Genomic DNA, 17,255 nt, shown 5'->3' with positions numbered 1-17,255 from the left:
GTGTCCACATCCCCTGATCGGACCTACGAGGAGGCAACGATGGAACACCAGTTGATCAGCGCCATCGAAACAACGCTCGGATGGGACGGACCGGAAGAGCTGGGCAAGGGCTTCGCGCGGGGAAGCATGAACGACCCCGCGCTCGTCTCCCGCATTCTGACCCCGAACCATCTGCTCGACATCGCGATGCGCCGGAGCCTGAACCGCCCTCAGTTCCGCTGTTTCCAGAAGGGCGAGGAAGTCCACCCCGCCATCTACTACACCGACAGCGTCAGCCCCCGGGGCCAGAGCATCCCCATGGTCAACATGCGCAGCCTGGGACGACTCCTGCGAGAGGGCGCAACGCTCATCCTCGATCAGGTCAACGTCTTCGACCCGACGATGGAAGTCACATGCCGCGCGTTGCAGTGGTGGTCCCACGAACGGGTACAGGTCAACGCCTACCTCACGACGAACGACGCCGCGGGCTTCCCCCTGCACTGGGACGATCACGATGTCCTGATCATCCAGCTTGCCGGCGAAAAGGAATGGGAGGTACGAGGCACCTCCCGAAAGGTCCCCATGTATCGGGACTCCGACCCCAACGACACCCCGACCGACGAGATCATCTGGTCCGGCACCATGAAGACCGGCGATGTCATGCACATCCCCCGAGGCCACTGGCACCAGGCGACCCGGACGGGTAGCGGTTCGGGCAAAAGCCTTCACGTGACGTTCGGGATCACCAAGCGCACGGGGGCGAGCTGGCTCGCCTGGCTGGCCGACTGGTGCCGTGAACACGAAGTATTTCGGCACGACCTGGACCGTCGGCACGGAACCGGCAGCGAAGCACTGACCGAGGCCGCTGTCCGTCTGATTGGAGAGCGCCCTCCGGCCGACTTCCTGACCGCGTACGAGCAGGAGACGACGCTGCCCCGGCACGTGCCGTACCTCGACATCCTCGGGCCGCTCGACGCCGTGGTGTGCACTACCTACTTCGCTCCCAAGATCCGGGAGAACGGCGAGACTGTCGACGTTGTGACCTCGGGGAAGAAGATCACCCTCGCAGCCAAGGCCCTGCCCGCGCTGCGCCTGCTGCTCAGCGGCAGGCCCGTACCGCTTGCCGAGGCTGCGGTTGTCGTCGGGACCGAAGTAGCGGAGGTAGCCGAGATCCTGGTGAAGGAGGAGATATGCGCGCCGCTGACCCCCGAATTGTCCTCGGGCTACACCGGTCTCGTCACGAACGCCGTCTCCTGACCGGCGCGCTCGACCTCGGCGTCACCGCACTCGACACCAGCGCCAACTACCTCGGCTTCCGCTCGCATCAGGCCCTTGCCCAAGCCGCGGGCGATCTCCTGCCGAAGTTCACGCTCTCCACCAAGGTGGGCTACTTTCCGGGGCCGGACAGAGCGGAGCACTCCTTGAGCCCCTTGCGGCTGCGTGGAGCCGTAGAACAGGCGGTTCGGGACCTCGGGCGGGAGCCGGACCTCGTGTTCCTGCACAACCCCGAACACCCTCTCCAGGGCACCGCGCCGCGCTGTCGAGACCTGCTGGCCCAAGCGTGCGCCGAGCTCGACGACGCCACGGCGAGGGGACTGTGCGGTGCCTGGGGCATCGCATCCTGGGACCCGTCACCGCTCCCGAACCTGATCGACACAGCTGCGCCAAAACCGTCCATCCTTATGGTCCGCGCCGGGCTGCTGGTCGGGATCAGAACACTCGACGCCACCGACGCCCTCACCAAGGCGTGGAGCCTGACTGAGAACGCGGTGTGGGGGATGAGCCCCTTTGGTGGCAGCGCTCGTACCCCGGTGTGGGAGAAGATCGACCCCCGACTATTCATCCAAGGCGATAGCGGCCTCTCCCGCATACAGGCAGCCTTCCGCACCGCCTTTCACCTCCCGCGCGTCAGCGCCGTCGCCGTGGGCACCGATGACCCCACCCACTTGGGTGAGTTGATCGGCGCCCTGGCCGGCCAGGTCGATGAGCGGGCGATCCGCGACTACCGGTCCCTGCTGCGAGGCCGGTTGCGCAGTCAGCCAGTCTGAAGCTCCGCGATGACCTGGTCCGCCATACGGCGGGCCGGCTCCAGCCGGGGATCCTCCGGGTGCGCATACGGCCCGAGGATCTTCGAGCACACGAACAGCGTCATCAGCTTGCCGTCCCGGCTCTCGAAGTCAGATAGCCGCTCTTGCAGCACCCGAGCAGCCAGGGCTGGGACGGCAAGGGAGCTCCCCCACAGGGAGGCGGAGTCGAGCCCCTGCGGCGCGTTCCCCCAGTCCTCCCAGTCGAAGAGGCTGAACGTCGGCGCCGTCATGTTGGCCCAGTTCAGATCCGCGTGCGCCGGCACCCAGCGCTCAACGGTCGTGTCGAAGTCGCTGGGGAAGGCACTGCGGATGGAGTCAGTGACGAGGGCCTGCGTGACGGTATCCGTGTCCGGCGTAGCAACGCGCTGTGTCTCGTGAGCTGCGAGGGCGTCCAGCGAGGAGTTGAACGCCTGCCACCACTCATCAGGCAGTCTCGGGTCTTCGCTGAGAATGGCGGTTCCGATAGGCGTTCCGGGCAAGAGCTCAGTCTCATCAGCCCGCCACATCACGGCCCCGTCTGCGTCCCGCCAGACCACGCAGCCCTGCCACGCGGGCTGGGCGACGCCGGCCAGACGCGCGGCGCACTCGGTTCCGTTCCACCCTTGGACGCCGATCTTGTCGAGCCCTCGCCTCTCGATGCGCACCCAGGTATCGCGATCAGTCCGAGCGCCGACGGAGCGGCGCTTACGCACCACTGAGGCCCGATCGAAGCGCGTCTGTAGCGACCGCTCCACACGATCAAGAAGGTCAGCGACCGGTTCAACCCGCAAGTCGACAGATGGGGTTGCGGATGCCGAGAGCGTCATACGGCGACCGTAGCAGCGGCCCAGGCAAGTGCGGGGCTACGTTGGTCCAACCCGTCTCCTCGCGTTGCGAGGCAAGGCGGTTCCGTGCCTCGGCCGCCCCATGTGGGGCGGCCGAGACGCTCGAACTCAGCGTCTCTACTGGTCAGGGCGGATTTTCACGATCCAGGGGTCTTGTCACGCCGCCTCGTCAAGAGCCTGCTCGCCAACGGCCACCGCAAGACCGAGGTGACGGTGCAAGTCGTAGCGCGTCACCTTGTACTGCCGCCCGTGGCGCAGAACCCGGACGGGGTAGGCACCACGTTTGGCCATGGCGTATCCGTTCGTACGGCCGATGCCCAGCGCCCGGTTGGCGACGTCCAGCGGCACGGCCACAGGCAGGGCCATGAGTTCCTCATGCGTCATCGCCTGTTCGTTGTTCGGCACGGCGTCCCCCTTGTCAGGTCTGCGCCGGATATGGCGCGTACAGATCGTTTTCTGCCATCAACGTACCGATACGAATTGATCTTGCGCAACATGCATTGCTAGCTTTGCGATATGCACAAAGCTCACGACAGGCCAAGTGACGTCGTCGGCGCCCAAGTACGCCGCCATCGCACCCGCCTAGGAATCAACCGCGAACTGCTCGCCGAACGCTGCGCCAACCTCGGCGCACCCGAGCTCACCTACTCCGCCCTGGTCGACATCGAGAACGGCCGCCGGACAAAGGAAGGGAAGCGCCGCCGGCACGTCACGGTCGACGAGCTGACCGTGCTGGGGCTCGCCCTCGCCGTTCCCCCGCTCCTCCTGGCGCTCCCTCTGGGCACCGAGGGGAACGTCCCCACCGCCCCCGCGGCCGACCCACGCGACCCCTACACGGTGTGGAAATGGTGGACAGGCGAGGAGACACCGACGCTCGCCGGCCCCCTCGACGGACGCCACTACCCCGACCCCCAGCCGATCGTCGAGAACGGCCCTAAGTGGTCCGCCGCGTGGGCCGAGGCCGCCTATCCCGCCTCGCTCTACCCCGAGTTCGAACGGCGCCGTGAGGCCGTCCATCGGGCCCACCTACGCGCCGAAACCGAGAAGTCGAAGGGAGGTGCCACCGCTGCACAGACCGAGTACCTGCACCGCCTTGAAGAACTCGCCCGGCACATCAACGACATGGGTCGCGCCGGCGTCCCGGTCCCCGCCCTACGAGCGGACCTGATCAAGGACATGAAGGGGCTCGACATCCTCGACGCTCCCAACACCATCAACCCGAGAGGCAACGAGTGAACGGCTCCACGACGAAACGTTGTTACTGCCGCAGCAAGGAAACTGGCAAGCCCTTGGGCGCCGCCTGCCCCAAGCTCAATCAGCGCACCCACGGCGTTTGGTCCGTGCGGCAGGAACTGCCGCCGAACAAGGACGGTGAACGACGCCTCTTCCGCCGCGCCGGCTACGACACCAAGACCGATGCGCAGGACGACCTCGACAAAGTCCGCGCCCTGCTCAACATCGCCGGCAAGGACGACACCGAGGGCCGGTGCCGCATCGGCGACATGCTCGAAACCGTCTCGGCGAGCAAGGACCCGATACCCGACTACGACGAGACAAAGCGCAAGTTCGCCACCGGCCAGTCCCTTACCCAGCACCTGACCATCGGCGAGTGGCTCGACCAGTGGCTTGCCGGGAAGAACGCACTCCGCAAGAAGGGGAAGGATAGGTACGAGAACGACGTCCGCCTGCACCTCAAGCCGCGGATCGGGCACATACGCCTCGACCGCCTCACCGTCGCGCACCTCGACGAGATGTTCGCCGGCATCGCCGAGACGAACATCGAGATCAACGACGCCAACATTCTCCGCCGCACCGCGCTCGACGAGCTCGCCCAAATCCCTTGGAAGGGAAGGGAGTACCGCCGCCAACGTAAGGCGCTCAAGGAGGGTATCGCCGCGATGCCGCCCTTCCGGCGCGTCACGGGAGTCTCCACCCAGCATCGCATCAAGACCACCCTACGCGCCGCGCTGAACATCGCCCTGGCTCGCGGGCTGATCGTGTTCAACGCCGCCGCGCACGTCGAGCTCGCACCAGCCAAGCGGGCCAAGGCGCTTGTGTGGACCGATGAGCGCATCGCCGAATGGCTGCGGACCGGCATCAAGCCATCCCCGGTCATGGTCTGGACCCCGGAACACGCCGGCGAGTTCCTCGACTTCCTCGCCAACCGGGAAGAGCGCCTGTACGGCCTCTTCCACGTGATCACCTTTCGCGGTCTGCGCCGCGGTGAGGGGTGCGGCCTGCGTCGTACGGACCGCAACCGAACACAGAAGACCCTCACCGTTGCCACGCAACTCGTGCTGGACGGTTGGGAGGTCATCGAGAACGCACCCAAGACGGACAGCGGCGAGCGCGTCGTCGTTCTCGACGACTACACCGACGAGGTACTCGACGAGCAGGAGCGGCGCCAGGAGGCCGAGCGCCTCGAATGCGGCGAGGCGTGGATCGACTCGGGCCGCTTCTTCACCATGGAGGATGGGTCGCCCATCCACCCTGGGTGGCTGACGGACTACTTCGAGCGGCTCGTCGAGCTGTCCGGACTGCCGCCGATCCGGCTGCATGATCTGCGGCACGTCGCCGCCTCGCTCATGCTCGCCGCCGGCGTCGACGTCAAGATCGTGTCCGAGACCCTCGGGCACAGCGACACCCGGATCACTCGGGATATCTACCAGTCGGTCATGCCGAAGGCGGCACGCGACGCCGCCGAGGCAACCGCTGCCCTGGTTCCTCGCGGTGGGGCGCGCAAGCCCGCCGAAAAGCCGGCCGCCCTTGTCTCCGTTGCCGGTGGTGGGGCAGCCGCTTGGACCGATGGGCACGCAACGGGCACGCAGGACGGCGCGAAGATCATCGAGTTCCGCCCTCGCCTGGTCAGGGCATAAGAAAAAGCCCAGGTCAGCGGGTATCTGACCTGGACCTTCTCAGAGCCCCCTGTCGGATTCGAACCGACGACCTTCGCTTTACAAGAGCGGTGCTCTGGCCAGCTGAGCTAAGGAGGCGTGCGGGAAGAAGTGTACCCAGGCGTGCCGGGTGCCGGGTTCCGTATTTGGTGAGAGCCAGGGTACTGACATCCGGGCCGGTCGGAGGTAGCGTCACGGGACAGTCCGCACAAGTGGACTACACCACTCCTTTTACTCGGATCGTCCGGCACGTTCCTGCCGGTGAAGGGACTTCTCACCATGGCTACGGTCACGTATGACCAGGCAACCCGTATCTACCCGGGTTCCGACAAGCCCGCCGTCGACAAACTGGACATCGCCATCGAGGACGGCGAATTCCTCGTCCTGGTCGGCCCCTCCGGATGCGGCAAGTCCACCTCGCTGCGGATGCTCGCGGGGCTGGAGGACGTCGACGCGGGCGCCATCCGCATCGGGGACCGCGACGTCACCCACCTTCCGCCCAAGGACCGGGACATCGCCATGGTGTTCCAGAACTACGCGCTCTACCCGCACATGACGGTCGCCGACAACATGGGCTTCGCGCTCAAGATCGCCGGTGTACCGAAGGCCGAGATCCGGCAGAAGGTCGAGGACGCGGCCAAGATCCTGGACCTCACGGAGTACCTGGGGCGCAAGCCCAAGGCGCTCTCCGGCGGCCAGCGCCAGCGCGTGGCGATGGGCCGGGCGATCGTCCGTGAACCGCAGGTGTTCCTGATGGACGAGCCGCTGTCCAACCTGGACGCGAAGCTGCGCGTGCAGACGCGTACGCAGATCGCCGGTCTGCAGCGCCGGCTCGGGATCACGACGGTGTACGTCACCCACGACCAGGTCGAGGCCATGACGATGGGCGACCGGGTCGCCGTCCTCAAGGACGGCCTGCTCCAGCAGGTCGACTCGCCGCGCAACATGTACGACCGTCCGGCGAACCTCTTCGTCGCGGGCTTCATCGGGTCTCCCGCCATGAACCTGGTGGAGGTGCCGATCACCGACGGCGGGGTGAAGTTCGGCAACAGCGTGGTGCCGGTCAACCGGGAGGCGCTGAGCGCGGCCGCCGACAAGGGCGACCGCACGGTGACGGTGGGCGTGCGCCCCGAGCACTTCGACATCGTCGAGCAGAACGGTGCCGCGGCGAAGTCGCTGTCCAAGGAGTCCGCGGACGCGCCGGCCGGCCTGGCCGTCACGGTCAACGTCGTCGAGGAGCTGGGCGCCGACGGCTATGTGTACGGCACCGCGGAGGTCGGCGGCGAGGTCAAGGACCTGGTCGTACGGGTCAACGGCCGCCAGGTCCCGGAGAAGGGCAGCCGGCTGCACGTCGTGCCGCGACCCGGCGAGACGCATGTGTTCTCGACGTCGTCGGGCGAGCGCCTCAGCGACTGACCTGACTGGCCCGGCTGACCTGACGGACACGGCTGACACGGCTGACACGGCTCACCCGACTGATCGGGACGAGGACGGGCGCGCCGGACGGCGAGCGCGGCGAGCGAGCGAACGCGGCGGGCGACGCCGGATGCGGTCATCGGAAGCGGCGTCGCCGGCGCAACCGGTACGGAAGGCAGGCGCGTTAGAGCGGCGGCGGTTCGGGGTAGCCCTGGATCGCCGCCGCCGACGCGTCTCCGGGGCGGCTGTACAGGGCCGTCCAGCAGGGGACCAGTGGGGGACCAGTGGGGGATCAGTAGGGGATCAACAGAGCGGCCCATGGGGACATAACGGCGCTTTTCGTACCAGTGCGTCAACATCACAACCGCACCGACGGGCCATTGCGTCCCCCGATACGGTGACCAAATGTCGCCAAATCATTACTCCTCGCTACCATCTCGACCGTGAACTCCGCAGCCCGCCGCATCGGCAGAACTCTCGCCCTCGTCCTTCCCGTCGTCCTGGTGCTGTCCGGGACCCTCGCGGTCACCCGCGTCCCCTGGGCCTCGACCGCCACCGACTCGCAGGTGCTGACCGCTTCCTCCGGGACGGCCTCCACCAAGGCCGGCCCCAGCGCCCCCGCGGACGTGCTCCGCAAGCGCCTGCTGGTCGAGCTCCAGGAGAAGAACCCCGGCGTCGCCCTGACCCACCTCCAGGAGGCGACCACCAAGCGCCCCTCGCTGGCCAAGGCGTGCGCCTCCATCGCCCGCGACCTCGGCCGTGCCGCGGTGGCCAAGTACGGTGCCGCGCACCGCGCCCAGGCCTTCTCCCGCCCGGTCTGCGACACCTCCTTCGCCACCGGCGTCGCCGCCGCCCAGTGACCACCACTCGCACCGCATAAGGTGCGAACCATGACAGGCGCCCAGCATCCGTACCCCACGCAGGCCGTGGTCCTGGCCGGCGGCCAGGGCTCACGTCTCCGCCCGTACACCGATGACCGCCCCAAGCCGATGGTCGAGATTCCCGGCACCGGAACCCCGATCATCGGCCATCAGCTGAACTGGCTGGCCGAGGAAGGCGTCACGGACGCGGTCGTCTCCTGCGGCCACCTCGCCGAGGTGCTGCAGGACTGGCTGTCACAGGCCCAACTCCCCTTGCGTGTCACCACCGTTGTCGAGACCGAGCCGCTGGGCCGCGGCGGGGGCCTGAAGCACGCGGCCGCCTCCCTGCCCCGCCCGGACGAACCCTGGTACGCCACCAACGGCGACATCTGGACCCGCTTCCCGCTCCGCGAAATGGCCGCGTTCCATCACGAACGCGATGCCGACGCCACCCTCGCGCTGGCCCGCCCCCGCATCCCCTGGGGCGTCGTCGAGACCGACGCGTTCGGGCACGTACTGGACTTCATCGAGGCGCCGCCCTCGCCGTATCTGATCAACGCCGGCGTCTACGTCTTCTCGGCCGCCTTCACGGACCTGCTCCCCGACCGCGGCGACCACGAGCGCACGACCTTCCCCCGTCTCGCCCGCGAACGCCGCCTGGCGGGATTCCCGCTCCCCCAGGGGGCCTACTGGCGCGCGATCGACACGACCAAGGACCTCACCGAGGCGGCCAAGGAGCTGGGCGCACAGGCGCGTTGAGGCCTCGCGGGTCGTCTTACGGCGCCTCGTAGGGCGTTGCCGGTGTCGTCTGTGTCGTCTGCGTCGTTTCGAGTCCGTCCGGCGGGGGCCGGGTGCTGCAGCGGCGTCTGCCAGCTGTTGCGGCGGCCTCTGAGGGGCCGTACGCGCCTCAGCGGCCCCGTCCGCGCCTCCCGGGCCTCCAATCGGCCTCCACTGGCCCTCATCGTCCCAGCGGCCGTCCCAGCGGCCGTCCCAGCGGCCGTCCCAGCGGCCCTCCCAGCGGCCGTCCCAGCGGCCGTACGCGCCCGCTCCGGCCGCTTACGCCGCTGCCCCACGGCTGGGGGCACAGGCCACCGGGCCGCACGCACAAGGCACCACCCGCAAGGCCCCCGCACTAGGCCCCGCCCACAAGGACCCGCAAGGCCCCCACACACAAGGACCCCCGCACAAGGACCCGCCCACCCCCCTTTGGGGGGTGGGCGGAGGGGAAAAGCAGAAGGGAAAGGCGGAGGGAAGGCAGAGGGGAGAGGCGGAGAGGAAAAGCGGAGAGGAAAAACGGAGGGGAAATCGGAGCGTCGGACAGGCCGACCGGCGCCCCCGGAGCAGCGCAACGGCCCACCCGGCGCCGCTCCAGCGGCGGAACGGCCCGACCGGCGCCGCCGAAGCGGCGAACGGCCCGACCGGCGCCCCCGGAGCAGCGCAACGGCCCACCCGGCGCCGCTCCCCCGTCTCACCCCAACAGGCCCCCCAACGTGCTCCCCCGGCCACCGGAGTCGCCGGAGTCGCTGGAGCCGCTGTTGCCGGTGCCGGTCGTGCCGCCGCCGGTGCCGCCCGCCGTGCTCGGGGCCCGGGTCGGGGCGGGGGCGCGGGTGGGGATGGTCTGCCGTGGGGCGCTGGTGGTGGCGCCGGGCTGCTGGGAGAGGCCGCTGGTGGTGCCCGCGGAGCGGCCGGTGCCGGGAGCCGACGCGGAGGGCGCGCCGGGCCTGCGGGCCTTGTGCGAGGCGCCCGCGGACGGGGTCCCGGGGCGTACGGCGCCGGGGTGCCGCTGGCCGGGGCGGGTGGCGCTCTTGCCGGGGCGGGGCAGCGGCGAGCCGGGCAGGTTGTTGATCGCGGGCTCGCCGGGTCGCGGCACGGTCGCGACCGTCGCGGACCGTACGGCACCGCCGAGCAGCGAGCCGATCAGCAGGGTCAGCCCGGCCACCACCGTGGTCATCATCGCGCCGCGGCGCAGTACCCGGCGGCGCAGGTCGGCGACCTCGACACGGGGGCCGAGCCGCCGCCAGGCCTCGCCGGCCAGTCGGGCGTCCATGGAGTAGACCGGGGCGCCCGCGATGATCAGCGGGCTCCACGCGGCGAGGTAGATGATGTCGGGGGCGTCGTAGGCGGGGAGCGTGCGCCAGCTGACGGTCATCAGCAGCGCCGCGGAGAGCAGCGCGCCGATCGACGCGGCGACCCGCTGCCACAGTCCGCAGATGGTGAGGACGCCGACGACGACCTGGAGGAAGGCGACGGTCAGGCCGGCGCCGACGGGGTGGGAGACGGCGAAGTCGCGCAGCGGCACGGCCAGTGCCCACGGGTCGAGCGACAGCAGCCACTTGACCATCGAGCCCCGCTCGCCGCCGTCGAAGTAGACGGGGTCGCAGAGCTTGCCCATGCCGGCGTAGACGGAGATCAGTCCGAGGAAGATGCGCAGCGGCAGCAGGACGACGCCGAGGTTCATCCGTCGGCCCGGGTAGTACGCGTGCCGCACGGCCTCGGTGCCGCGCCGCCTGCCCCCGGCGTCGTACGGCTCGCGGGCCTCGAAGCGGTCGTCGTCGTAGCGGTCGTCGTCGTAGCCGTCGTGAAGGCGGTCGCCGTAGGTGTCGCGAGGGGGTGTGTTGCCGTAGTTGTCGCCGTATGCGCTGCCTACGGGGCGTACGCCGCGCAGCAGGGTGGTGTCGGGGTCGGCGGGGCCGCGCTGGCCGATCACGGTCTGGGCGGGGGCCGGGTCGTCGAGGCGGACCCGGGGCAGGACCTGGGTCGTGCCGACGTCCTCGCTCTGGCCGCCGTCGAGGCCGATGCCCGCGTTGCGCACCGCGTGCAGGAGCTGGGTGGTGGCGCCGGCCGCGCCGCCCGGTTCGGTGCGGCCGCTCCACACCACCGGTGCCCGGCGTCTGCCGCCGGGGGCCGGGCCCCGGGTGGCGGGGATGCGCGCGGCCTCGGCCGTGACGTGGCCCGCCGCGGGCCCGGCGAGCTGTACGCGGAAGCTGGCGTGGTTGACGATGACCTGCGCGGGATCGCACGGCACCTTGACCGAGCTCAGGCCCGGCTCGTCATCGAAACCCGGCGAGCGTCCCCCCGTAGGCGTGCGGGGTGTTCTGGTGTCCACGCTCATCTAACCGAGTGACCCGCGTTTAAGACACTGCCTTGACCGGGCCGATCTGTCCGAGACCCGTCAAAAGATCACGGGATACGGGCAGACCGTACGGAGGGTCAGGTTTTGCCCCGAGGTGTGGCGCGGGTGCGGCGCACCCGTACCGGCCGCCCCGGGGCACCGCCGCTCAGGCGCGCCGCCGCGCCGCCTCCCACAGCACGACACCGGCCGCGACACCGGCGTTCAGCGACTCCGCGCCGCCCGGCATCGGGATCCGTACGCGCAGATCGCAGGTCTCGCCGACCAGCCGCGACAGGCCCTTGCCCTCGCTGCCGACGACGATGACGACCGGGCCGTCCAGCGCCTCGACGTCCTGCAGCTCCAGCTCGCCGTCCGCGGCCAGGCCGACGACCGTCAGACCGGCCTTCTGGTACGACTCCAGGGCCCGGGTGAGGTTGGTGGCACGGGCGACCGGCGTACGGGCCGCAGTGCCCGCCGAGGTCTTCCAGGCACCGGCCGTCATCCCGGCGGCGCGGCGCTCGGGCACGACCACGCCGTGGCCGCCGAAGGCGGAGACGGAGCGGACCACCGCGCCCAGGTTGCGCGGGTCGGTGACCCCGTCCAGGGCGACGATCAGCGGGTCCTCGCCGGCGTCGAAGGCGGCGGCCGCCAGGTCCTCGGGGTGGGCGTACTCGTACGGGGGGATCTGCGCGACCAGGCCCTGGTGGTTGAGGCCGTTGGTCATCCGGTCCAGCTCGGGCCGGGGCGCCTCCATGAGGTGCAGCCCGCGCTCGGTGGCGAGCTGGAGCGCCTCGCGCACCCGCTCGTCGGTGTCGATGAACTGCTGGACGTACAGGGTCGTGGCGGGCACGCCCTCGCGCAGCGCCTCGACGACCGGGTTGCGGCCGACGACCAGCTCCGCGGTGCCCTTGGCGCCACCGCGCCGCGGGGCCGGGCGGCGGGCCGCGGCCTGCTTGGCCTTGGCGTTGGCCACTCGGTTCTTGACGTGTCCCTTGCGAGCGGAGGCGGGCGGGGTCGGGCCCTTGCCCTCCAGGCTCCGGCGCCGCTTACCGCCGCTGCCGACCTGCGCGCCCTTCTTGTTGGACGTGCGGCGGTTCCTGCGCTGGCTGTTGCCGGCCATGGGTCACCTGTTTCTTCACTGCTCTCGACGTCTCGCGACGTGGAGTGGGTACGTACGTATGGATTGAGTGTCGCGCGCGGCCACCGGGAAGGGCGAATCCGGGTGGCCTCCCACGGGCGCGACGGGGGTCAGGACAGCGACCAGCGCGGGCCCGAGGGGGTGTCCTCGATGGACAGTCCCGACTGCTGGAGCTGGTCGCGGATGGCGTCCGCGGTGGCGTAGTCCTTGCGGGAGCGGGCGGCCTGGCGCTGTTCGAGGACGAGGCGCACGAGGGAGTCCACGACGCCGTGCAGGTCCTCGCCGCGGTCCGTGCCGCCACCGGCCCAGCGCTCGTCGAGCGGGTCCAGGCCCAGCACGCCGAGCATCGCCCGCAGCTCGGCCAGCCGGGCCACCGCGGATTCCTTGTCGTCGGCGGTCAGCGCGGCGTTGCCCTGCCGGACGGTGGTGTGCACGATCGCCAGCGCCTGCGGGACGCCCAGATCGTCGTCCATCGCCTCGGCGAAGGCGAGCGGCACCTCGGGCGCGGGCTCGACGACGCCGGCCTTCTCGACGACGCGCTGGACGAACCCCTCGATCCGCGCGAACGCGGACTCGGCCTCGCGCAGCGCTTCCTCGCTGTACTCGATCATCGAGCGGTAGTGCGGGGTGCCCAGGTAGTAGCGCAGGACGATCGGGCGCCAGCGCCGGACCATCTCCGAGACGAGCACGGAGTTGCCCAGCGACTTGGACATCTTCTCGCCGCTCATGGTCACCCAGGCGTTGTGCGCCCAGTACGCGGCGAAGTCGTCGCCGAAGGCCTTGGCCTGGGCGATCTCGTTCTCGTGGTGCGGGAAGACCAGGTCGACGCCGCCGCCGTGGATGTCGAAGGCGGAGCCCAGGTACTTGTGGGCCATCGCCGAGCACTCCAGATGCCAGCCGGGACGGCCGCGGCCCCAGGGGGTCTCCCAGCTGGGCTCGCCCTCCTTGGCGGCCTTCCACATGGCGAAGTCGCGCGGGTCCCGCTTGCCGGTCTCGCCCTCGCCGGACGGCTGGCGCAGATTGTCCAACTCCTGGTTGGACAGCTGGAGATAGCCGGGGAAGGACCGGACGTCGAAGTAGACGTTGCCGTCGGCGGCGTAGGCGTGGCCGCGCTCGATCAGGCCGCGCATCATCTCGATCATCTCGGGGATGTGGCCGGTGGCGCGCGGTTCGTAGGTCGGGCGCAGGCAGCCGAGGGTGTCGTACGCCGTGTTGAAGGCGACCTCGTTCTCGTAGCCGATCGACCACCAGGGGCGGCCCTGCTCCTCCGACTTCGCGATGATCTTGTCGTCGATGTCCGTGACGTTGCGCACGAACGTCACGTCGTAGCCGCGGTACTCGAACCAGCGGCGCATGATGTCGAAGTTCAGGCCCGACCTGATGTGCCCGATGTGCGGGGCGGCCTGCACGGTCGCACCACAGAGGTAGATCGAGACACAGCCCGGCGTGAGCGGGGTGAAGTCGCGAATCTGCCGGGCGCTGGTGTCGTACAGGCGAATCGTCACGGAACCAGGGTAGTCGGAACCTGGCAGTGCCCCGCGACGCATCGGCCACGGGGACATGGATCCGCCAAAACCGTCCGATTTGCCGGATCCCACTGCCTGGAGGGCGTCCGTCAGATACTGCCGACCACCTTGCGCGGGGTGATCCGGACCACGACCCGCTGGTCGTCGTCGGCCGCGGCAGGGTTGAACTCCGCGTACTTCTTGCCGGTGTACTTCAGCGACAGCTCGTCGATCAGCTCCTGCCCGCCCTCGGTGCGGAGATCGGCGGTGCCGCGGATCTCGGCGTAGACGTACGGCGCGTCGAAGGGCTGGAGGACGACCGAGACCCGCGGGTCGCGGCGGAGGTTCTGCTCCTTGCGCCGGCCGACGGTCGTCGAGATCAGCAGGTCGTCGCCGTCCCGCTTCACCCAGACCGGGGAGAGCTGGGGGCTGCCGTCCGGCTGGATCGTCCCCACCGTCACGAAGACCGGGGAGTCGAGCAGCTCCTTGAGCGCGTCGGAGAGCGTTGCAGTCACGAAGGGTCCTTCCTGCGGGCCGAACGAGGGCTTCCGATGGAGACGAGTACCCCGATTCCTTGCCCAACCCCCTTGTGGCGCCGGGCATTCCCACGCGGTACGGCCAATCGGCGGCACGCCTCGTTCCGGCCCGCCGGAACCCTTCAGGCGGTGCGCACCACCAGGGCGGTGGCGATCGCCGCCAGCCCCTCGGCGCGCCCGGTCAGTCCCAATCCGTCGGTGGTGGTACCGGAGACCGAGACCGGTGCCCCGACCGCGGCCGACAGCGCCCGCTGCGCCTCGTCGCGCCGCTTGCCGACCTTCGGGCGGACGCCGATGACCTGCACCGCGACATTGCCGATCGCGAAACCCTCGGCCCGGACGATCCGTGCGGCCTCGGCCAGCAGCGTCACCCCGGAGGCGCCGGACCACTCGGGGCGGCCGGTGCCGAAGTGCGCGCCCAGGTCGCCGACGCCGGCCGCGGAGAAGAGCGCGTCGCAGGCGGCGTGCGCGGCCACGTCGCCGTCGCTGTGGCCGGCCAGGCCGTACTCCTCGCCCTCCCACAGCAGCCCGGCGCACCACAGCTCGCGGCCCTGCTCGAAGGCGTGCACGTCGGTGCCGACGCCGACGAGGGGGATGCCGGCGAGCCCGCCGGCGGGGGTCGGCTCAGACATAGCCATCGGTGGCCCTCCTGCGGGCGAGTACGGCCTCGGCCAGGACCAGGTCCAGCGGCCGGGTCACCTTGAACGCCTCCTCGTGGCCGGGGACGACCACGACCGGCGCGCCGAGCCGTTCGACCAGCCCGGCGTCGTCGGTGGCGCCCTCGCCCTCGACGACGGTGTCGTGCGCCTTGAGCAGGGTCGCCGGGTCGAAGCCCTGCGGGGTCTGCACGGCGCGCAGCAGCGCCCGCTCGGGGGTGCCGACCACCGGCTCGGGGGCGCCCTGCGGCTGCGGCTGGACCTGCTTGACGGTGTCGGCGAGCGGGAGCGCGGGCACGACGGCGGGCGCACCGGCGCGGACCGCCGCGATCACCGCGTCGACCGTGTCGACCGGGACCAGCGGGCGGGCGGCGTCGTGCACCAGCACCACGTCGATGTCCGGCGGCAGCGCCGCCAGACCGCGCCGTACCGACTCCTGGCGGGTCTGGCCGCCGGGGACGACCACGAGGTCGGTGCGGTCGGCGAGCGGGTACTCGTGCAGCAGGCGGTCGACCTCGGTGGCGCCGTCGGGCGGGGCGACCACGACGATGAGCGAGACGGCGCGGGAGGCGGCCATCGCGCGGACGGCGTGCACCAGCATGGGCGTGCCGCCCAGCGTCCGCAGCGCCTTGGGGGTGCCGGGACCGAGCCGGACGCCGCGTCCGGCGGCGGGGATCACCGCGGCGGTGCGGATCGGGCGGGAGGGATCTGACATCGATGGCTCCGGAGTCCGGGGCGGGCCCGGAATTGGCGCAGACAGGTTTGTTTCCTCGGGCGAGGTGGGTATGGCCTGGGCGTGCCCCCCGCTCGCAGAGCGTGGGGGAGTGCCGGGTGCGACGCCTTGACCGGACCCTTCCGTGACATCGGTCGGGGCAGCCGCCCGGGACGCCACAGCGGATCGGCCTCCAGCGGGTCGTCGCACTCGCCGGTCGGCCGATCGCCGCGTCAGAGGCAGATATGCCGCAGCGCCCGGCAACAGACCCCTCCACATGGGAAACGGTCGTCACTCGGGCACCGCGGCATTGCTACGTCATCACTGCGTGGCGTCACTGGTGTGTGGTCGCTGCGTGTGTCGTCACTGCGTCGGACGAGCGCCTTACGGCGTCAGGACGCGAGAACCTCGTCGAGCAGGGCCTCGGCCTTGTCCTCGTTGGTGTTCTCCGCGAGGGCGAGCTCGCTCACCAGAATCTGGCGGGCCTTCGCGAGCATCCTCTTCTCACCGGCGGAGAGTCCGCGCTCGCGCTCACGCCGCCACAGGTCGCGCACTACTTCGGCGACCTTGATCACATCGCCGGAAGCGAGCTTCTCGAGATTTGCCTTGTAGCGACGGGACCAGTTCGTCGGCTCTTCGGCATACGGTGCGCGAAGCACCTCGAAGACCCGGTCCAGCCCGTCCTGGCCAACCACGTCGCGTACGCCGACGAACTCCGCATTGTCCGCTGGCACACGAACAGTCAAGTCGCCCTGGGCGACCTTCAGCACCAAGTAGGTCTTGTCCACGCCTTTGATCTGGCGAGTTTCGATGGCCTCGATCAGCGCGGCCCCGTGATGGGGATAGACCACGGTGTCGCCAACCTTGAACGTCATGTGACAGGTACCCCTTCCGTGGCTATCCATGCTAACACGGGAACGGGCCGTTCTGAATGGCGTTTTCGCAGGTCAGGGCATATCTCGGGGCTTGACAACAGCAACCGGAACGTGCTGCGAGGGGCCCTTGGACGCAGGTATTCGCAGGTCGGAGGCGCTTCGCGGGCGAACGGAAACGCGCCCGCCGCACACCGGCAGCACCAAGATCGACGGGGTGAACGTCCCGTTTTGCACGGATCCGCATGAGCGAGTTCCGCTACTCCGTTCGGCCGCCCAGGTGCTCCTCGCGGCCGATTCTCGAATTGATCACCTTCCGACCGGCGAAGAGTGTGATCAATTCCGCGAGGCCTTCACATTCCCTTCGAATACTTCTTTTCGCCGGGGAAACCGGCCGGGGGAAACGCGTGCGCACCCACCCGAACGGCCGCCTGCCGAATATTCATCCCTGTTCCCCCGTCCATAGTCCGGCGAAGTTCCCGCCGGCGCCGTTCCCGCGATGATCTCCGGGGACGTTCCCGGCGAACTCGAAAAGATCTTGAACCGCGGCCCGGTTTTCCGGCCCGCTCTCGCGCGGCCGGGCTCGGGGCCGCGGCCGGCGCACCGCGTGCGGACGGCGGCGAGGGGCCCGTGATCGCGCTGGGGGCGGGTCGGGTGCGGCGGC

At 69.9% G+C, this 17,255-nt stretch carries 16 protein-coding genes and 1 tRNA gene; 7 read left to right on the top strand and 10 right to left on the bottom strand.

Annotated elements, in window-relative coordinates:
• The first annotated feature begins 39 nt into the window (after positions 1-39).
• A complete protein-coding gene (locus ACFWZH_RS03475; RefSeq protein ID WP_384424865.1) occupies positions 40-1,236 on the top strand; it encodes a JmjC domain-containing protein in 1,197 nt (398 codons plus the stop codon).
• Positions 1,170-2,027 carry an aldo/keto reductase gene (locus ACFWZH_RS03470; protein WP_384424863.1) on the top strand — a complete coding sequence of 286 codons (858 nt, stop codon included), beginning with the start codon at positions 1,170-1,172 and terminating at the stop codon, positions 2,025-2,027. Before ACFWZH_RS03475 ends, ACFWZH_RS03470 begins: the two co-directional genes overlap by 67 nt.
• On the opposite strand, the gene ACFWZH_RS03465 is transcribed toward ACFWZH_RS03470, so the two are convergent.
• Together ACFWZH_RS03465 and ACFWZH_RS03460 are read right to left on the bottom strand one after the other, a co-directional pair.
• Positions 2,015-2,872 carry a hypothetical protein gene (locus ACFWZH_RS03465; RefSeq protein ID WP_384424861.1) on the bottom strand — a complete coding sequence of 286 codons (858 nt, stop codon included), beginning with the start codon at positions 2,870-2,872 and terminating at the stop codon, positions 2,015-2,017. The genes ACFWZH_RS03470 and ACFWZH_RS03465 overlap by 13 nt on opposite strands.
• Before the next feature lie 174 nt (positions 2,873-3,046).
• Entirely contained in the window at positions 3,047-3,295 is a 249-nt protein-coding gene (locus ACFWZH_RS03460; protein ID WP_384424859.1) for an integrase, read from the bottom strand.
• A gap of 111 nt (positions 3,296-3,406) precedes the next feature.
• Here ACFWZH_RS03460 and ACFWZH_RS03455 point away from each other — a divergent pair, with 111 nt between their 5' ends.
• Both ACFWZH_RS03455 and ACFWZH_RS03450 read left to right on the top strand, forming a co-directional pair.
• Positions 3,407-4,126, top strand: coding sequence for a hypothetical protein (locus ACFWZH_RS03455; protein WP_384424857.1), 720 nt, complete (start codon positions 3,407-3,409; stop codon positions 4,124-4,126).
• The gene (locus ACFWZH_RS03450; protein ID WP_384424855.1) at positions 4,123-5,766 is read left to right on the top strand and encodes a tyrosine-type recombinase/integrase; all 1,644 of its coding nucleotides are present in this window, start codon (positions 4,123-4,125) and stop codon (positions 5,764-5,766) included. Before ACFWZH_RS03455 ends, ACFWZH_RS03450 begins: the two co-directional genes overlap by 4 nt.
• Before the next feature lie 43 nt (positions 5,767-5,809).
• Here ACFWZH_RS03450 and ACFWZH_RS03445 read toward each other — a convergent pair.
• A tRNA-Thr gene (locus ACFWZH_RS03445) sits at positions 5,810-5,883 on the bottom strand.
• Between the two features lie 180 nt (positions 5,884-6,063).
• Here ACFWZH_RS03445 and ACFWZH_RS03440 point away from each other — a divergent pair.
• The 3 genes from ACFWZH_RS03440 (at position 6,064) to ACFWZH_RS03430 (ending at position 8,819) form a co-directional block, all read left to right on the top strand.
• Positions 6,064-7,200, top strand: coding sequence for an ABC transporter ATP-binding protein (locus tag ACFWZH_RS03440; protein WP_384424853.1), 1,137 nt, complete (start codon positions 6,064-6,066; stop codon positions 7,198-7,200).
• A gap of 443 nt (positions 7,201-7,643) precedes the next feature.
• A complete protein-coding gene (locus ACFWZH_RS03435; protein WP_384424851.1) occupies positions 7,644-8,060 on the top strand; it encodes a hypothetical protein in 417 nt (138 codons plus the stop codon).
• Between the two features lie 30 nt (positions 8,061-8,090).
• Positions 8,091-8,819, top strand: coding sequence for an NDP-sugar synthase (locus ACFWZH_RS03430; RefSeq protein ID WP_384424849.1), 729 nt, complete (start codon positions 8,091-8,093; stop codon positions 8,817-8,819).
• A gap of 709 nt (positions 8,820-9,528) precedes the next feature.
• Here the strand turns inward: ACFWZH_RS03430 and ACFWZH_RS03425 are convergent.
• From ACFWZH_RS03425 to ACFWZH_RS03395, 7 genes are all read right to left on the bottom strand, one after another.
• Entirely contained in the window at positions 9,529-11,172 is a 1,644-nt protein-coding gene (locus ACFWZH_RS03425) for a DoxX family membrane protein (RefSeq protein ID WP_384424847.1), read from the bottom strand.
• A 166-nt stretch (positions 11,173-11,338) separates the two neighbouring features.
• Positions 11,339-12,292, bottom strand: a complete 954-nt coding sequence (gene rlmB / locus ACFWZH_RS03420) for a 23S rRNA (guanosine(2251)-2'-O)-methyltransferase RlmB (RefSeq protein WP_384424845.1) — start codon at positions 12,290-12,292, stop codon at positions 11,339-11,341.
• A gap of 128 nt (positions 12,293-12,420) precedes the next feature.
• Entirely contained in the window at positions 12,421-13,815 is a 1,395-nt protein-coding gene (cysS, locus tag ACFWZH_RS03415) for a cysteine--tRNA ligase (protein ID WP_384424843.1), read from the bottom strand.
• 110 nt (positions 13,816-13,925) lie between these two features.
• Entirely contained in the window at positions 13,926-14,330 is a 405-nt protein-coding gene (locus ACFWZH_RS03410) for a PPOX class F420-dependent oxidoreductase (RefSeq protein ID WP_384424841.1), read from the bottom strand.
• A 143-nt stretch (positions 14,331-14,473) separates the two neighbouring features.
• Complete coding sequence (gene ispF / locus ACFWZH_RS03405) at positions 14,474-14,983, bottom strand: 2-C-methyl-D-erythritol 2,4-cyclodiphosphate synthase (RefSeq protein WP_384425617.1); 510 nt, start codon at positions 14,981-14,983, stop codon at positions 14,474-14,476.
• On the bottom strand, positions 14,976-15,722 hold the full coding sequence (ispD, locus tag ACFWZH_RS03400) for a 2-C-methyl-D-erythritol 4-phosphate cytidylyltransferase (RefSeq protein WP_384424840.1): 747 nt from the start codon (positions 15,720-15,722) through the stop codon (positions 14,976-14,978). Before ispD ends, ispF begins: the two co-directional genes overlap by 8 nt.
• 389 nt (positions 15,723-16,111) lie before the next feature.
• Positions 16,112-16,594 carry a CarD family transcriptional regulator gene (locus ACFWZH_RS03395; protein ID WP_003953493.1) on the bottom strand — a complete coding sequence of 161 codons (483 nt, stop codon included), beginning with the start codon at positions 16,592-16,594 and terminating at the stop codon, positions 16,112-16,114.
• Positions 16,595-17,255 lie beyond the last annotated feature (661 nt).

Source organism: Streptomyces sp. NPDC059008, from assembly GCF_042749045.1.
Lineage (GTDB): Bacteria > Actinomycetota > Actinomycetes > Streptomycetales > Streptomycetaceae > Streptomyces.
Note: the sequence above shows the minus strand (reverse complement) of the source record. Positions and strands in the feature narration are given on the sequence as shown.

What these genes read in the sequence shown, in the direction of transcription:
- rlmB (WP_384424845.1), bottom strand. Translation starts at nt 12,292, where the DNA reads ATGGCCGGCAACAGCCAGCGCAGGAACCGCCGCACGTCCAACAAGAAG.
- ACFWZH_RS03470 (WP_384424863.1), top strand. Translation starts at nt 1,170, where the DNA reads ATGCGCGCCGCTGACCCCCGAATTGTCCTCGGGCTACACCGGTCTCGT.
- ACFWZH_RS03475 (WP_384424865.1), top strand. Translation starts at nt 40, where the DNA reads ATGGAACACCAGTTGATCAGCGCCATCGAAACAACGCTCGGATGGGAC.
- ACFWZH_RS03455 (WP_384424857.1), top strand. Translation starts at nt 3,407, where the DNA reads ATGCACAAAGCTCACGACAGGCCAAGTGACGTCGTCGGCGCCCAAGTA.
- ispF (WP_384425617.1), bottom strand. Translation starts at nt 14,983, where the DNA reads ATGTCTGAGCCGACCCCCGCCGGCGGGCTCGCCGGCATCCCCCTCGTC.
- ACFWZH_RS03395 (WP_003953493.1), bottom strand. Translation starts at nt 16,594, where the DNA reads ATGACGTTCAAGGTTGGCGACACCGTGGTCTATCCCCATCACGGGGCC.
- ACFWZH_RS03465 (WP_384424861.1), bottom strand. Translation starts at nt 2,872, where the DNA reads ATGACGCTCTCGGCATCCGCAACCCCATCTGTCGACTTGCGGGTTGAA.
- ACFWZH_RS03425 (WP_384424847.1), bottom strand. Translation starts at nt 11,172, where the DNA reads ATGAGCGTGGACACCAGAACACCCCGCACGCCTACGGGGGGACGCTCG.
- ispD (WP_384424840.1), bottom strand. Translation starts at nt 15,722, where the DNA reads ATGTCAGATCCCTCCCGCCCGATCCGCACCGCCGCGGTGATCCCCGCC.
- ACFWZH_RS03440 (WP_384424853.1), top strand. Translation starts at nt 6,064, where the DNA reads ATGGCTACGGTCACGTATGACCAGGCAACCCGTATCTACCCGGGTTCC.
- ACFWZH_RS03430 (WP_384424849.1), top strand. Translation starts at nt 8,091, where the DNA reads ATGACAGGCGCCCAGCATCCGTACCCCACGCAGGCCGTGGTCCTGGCC.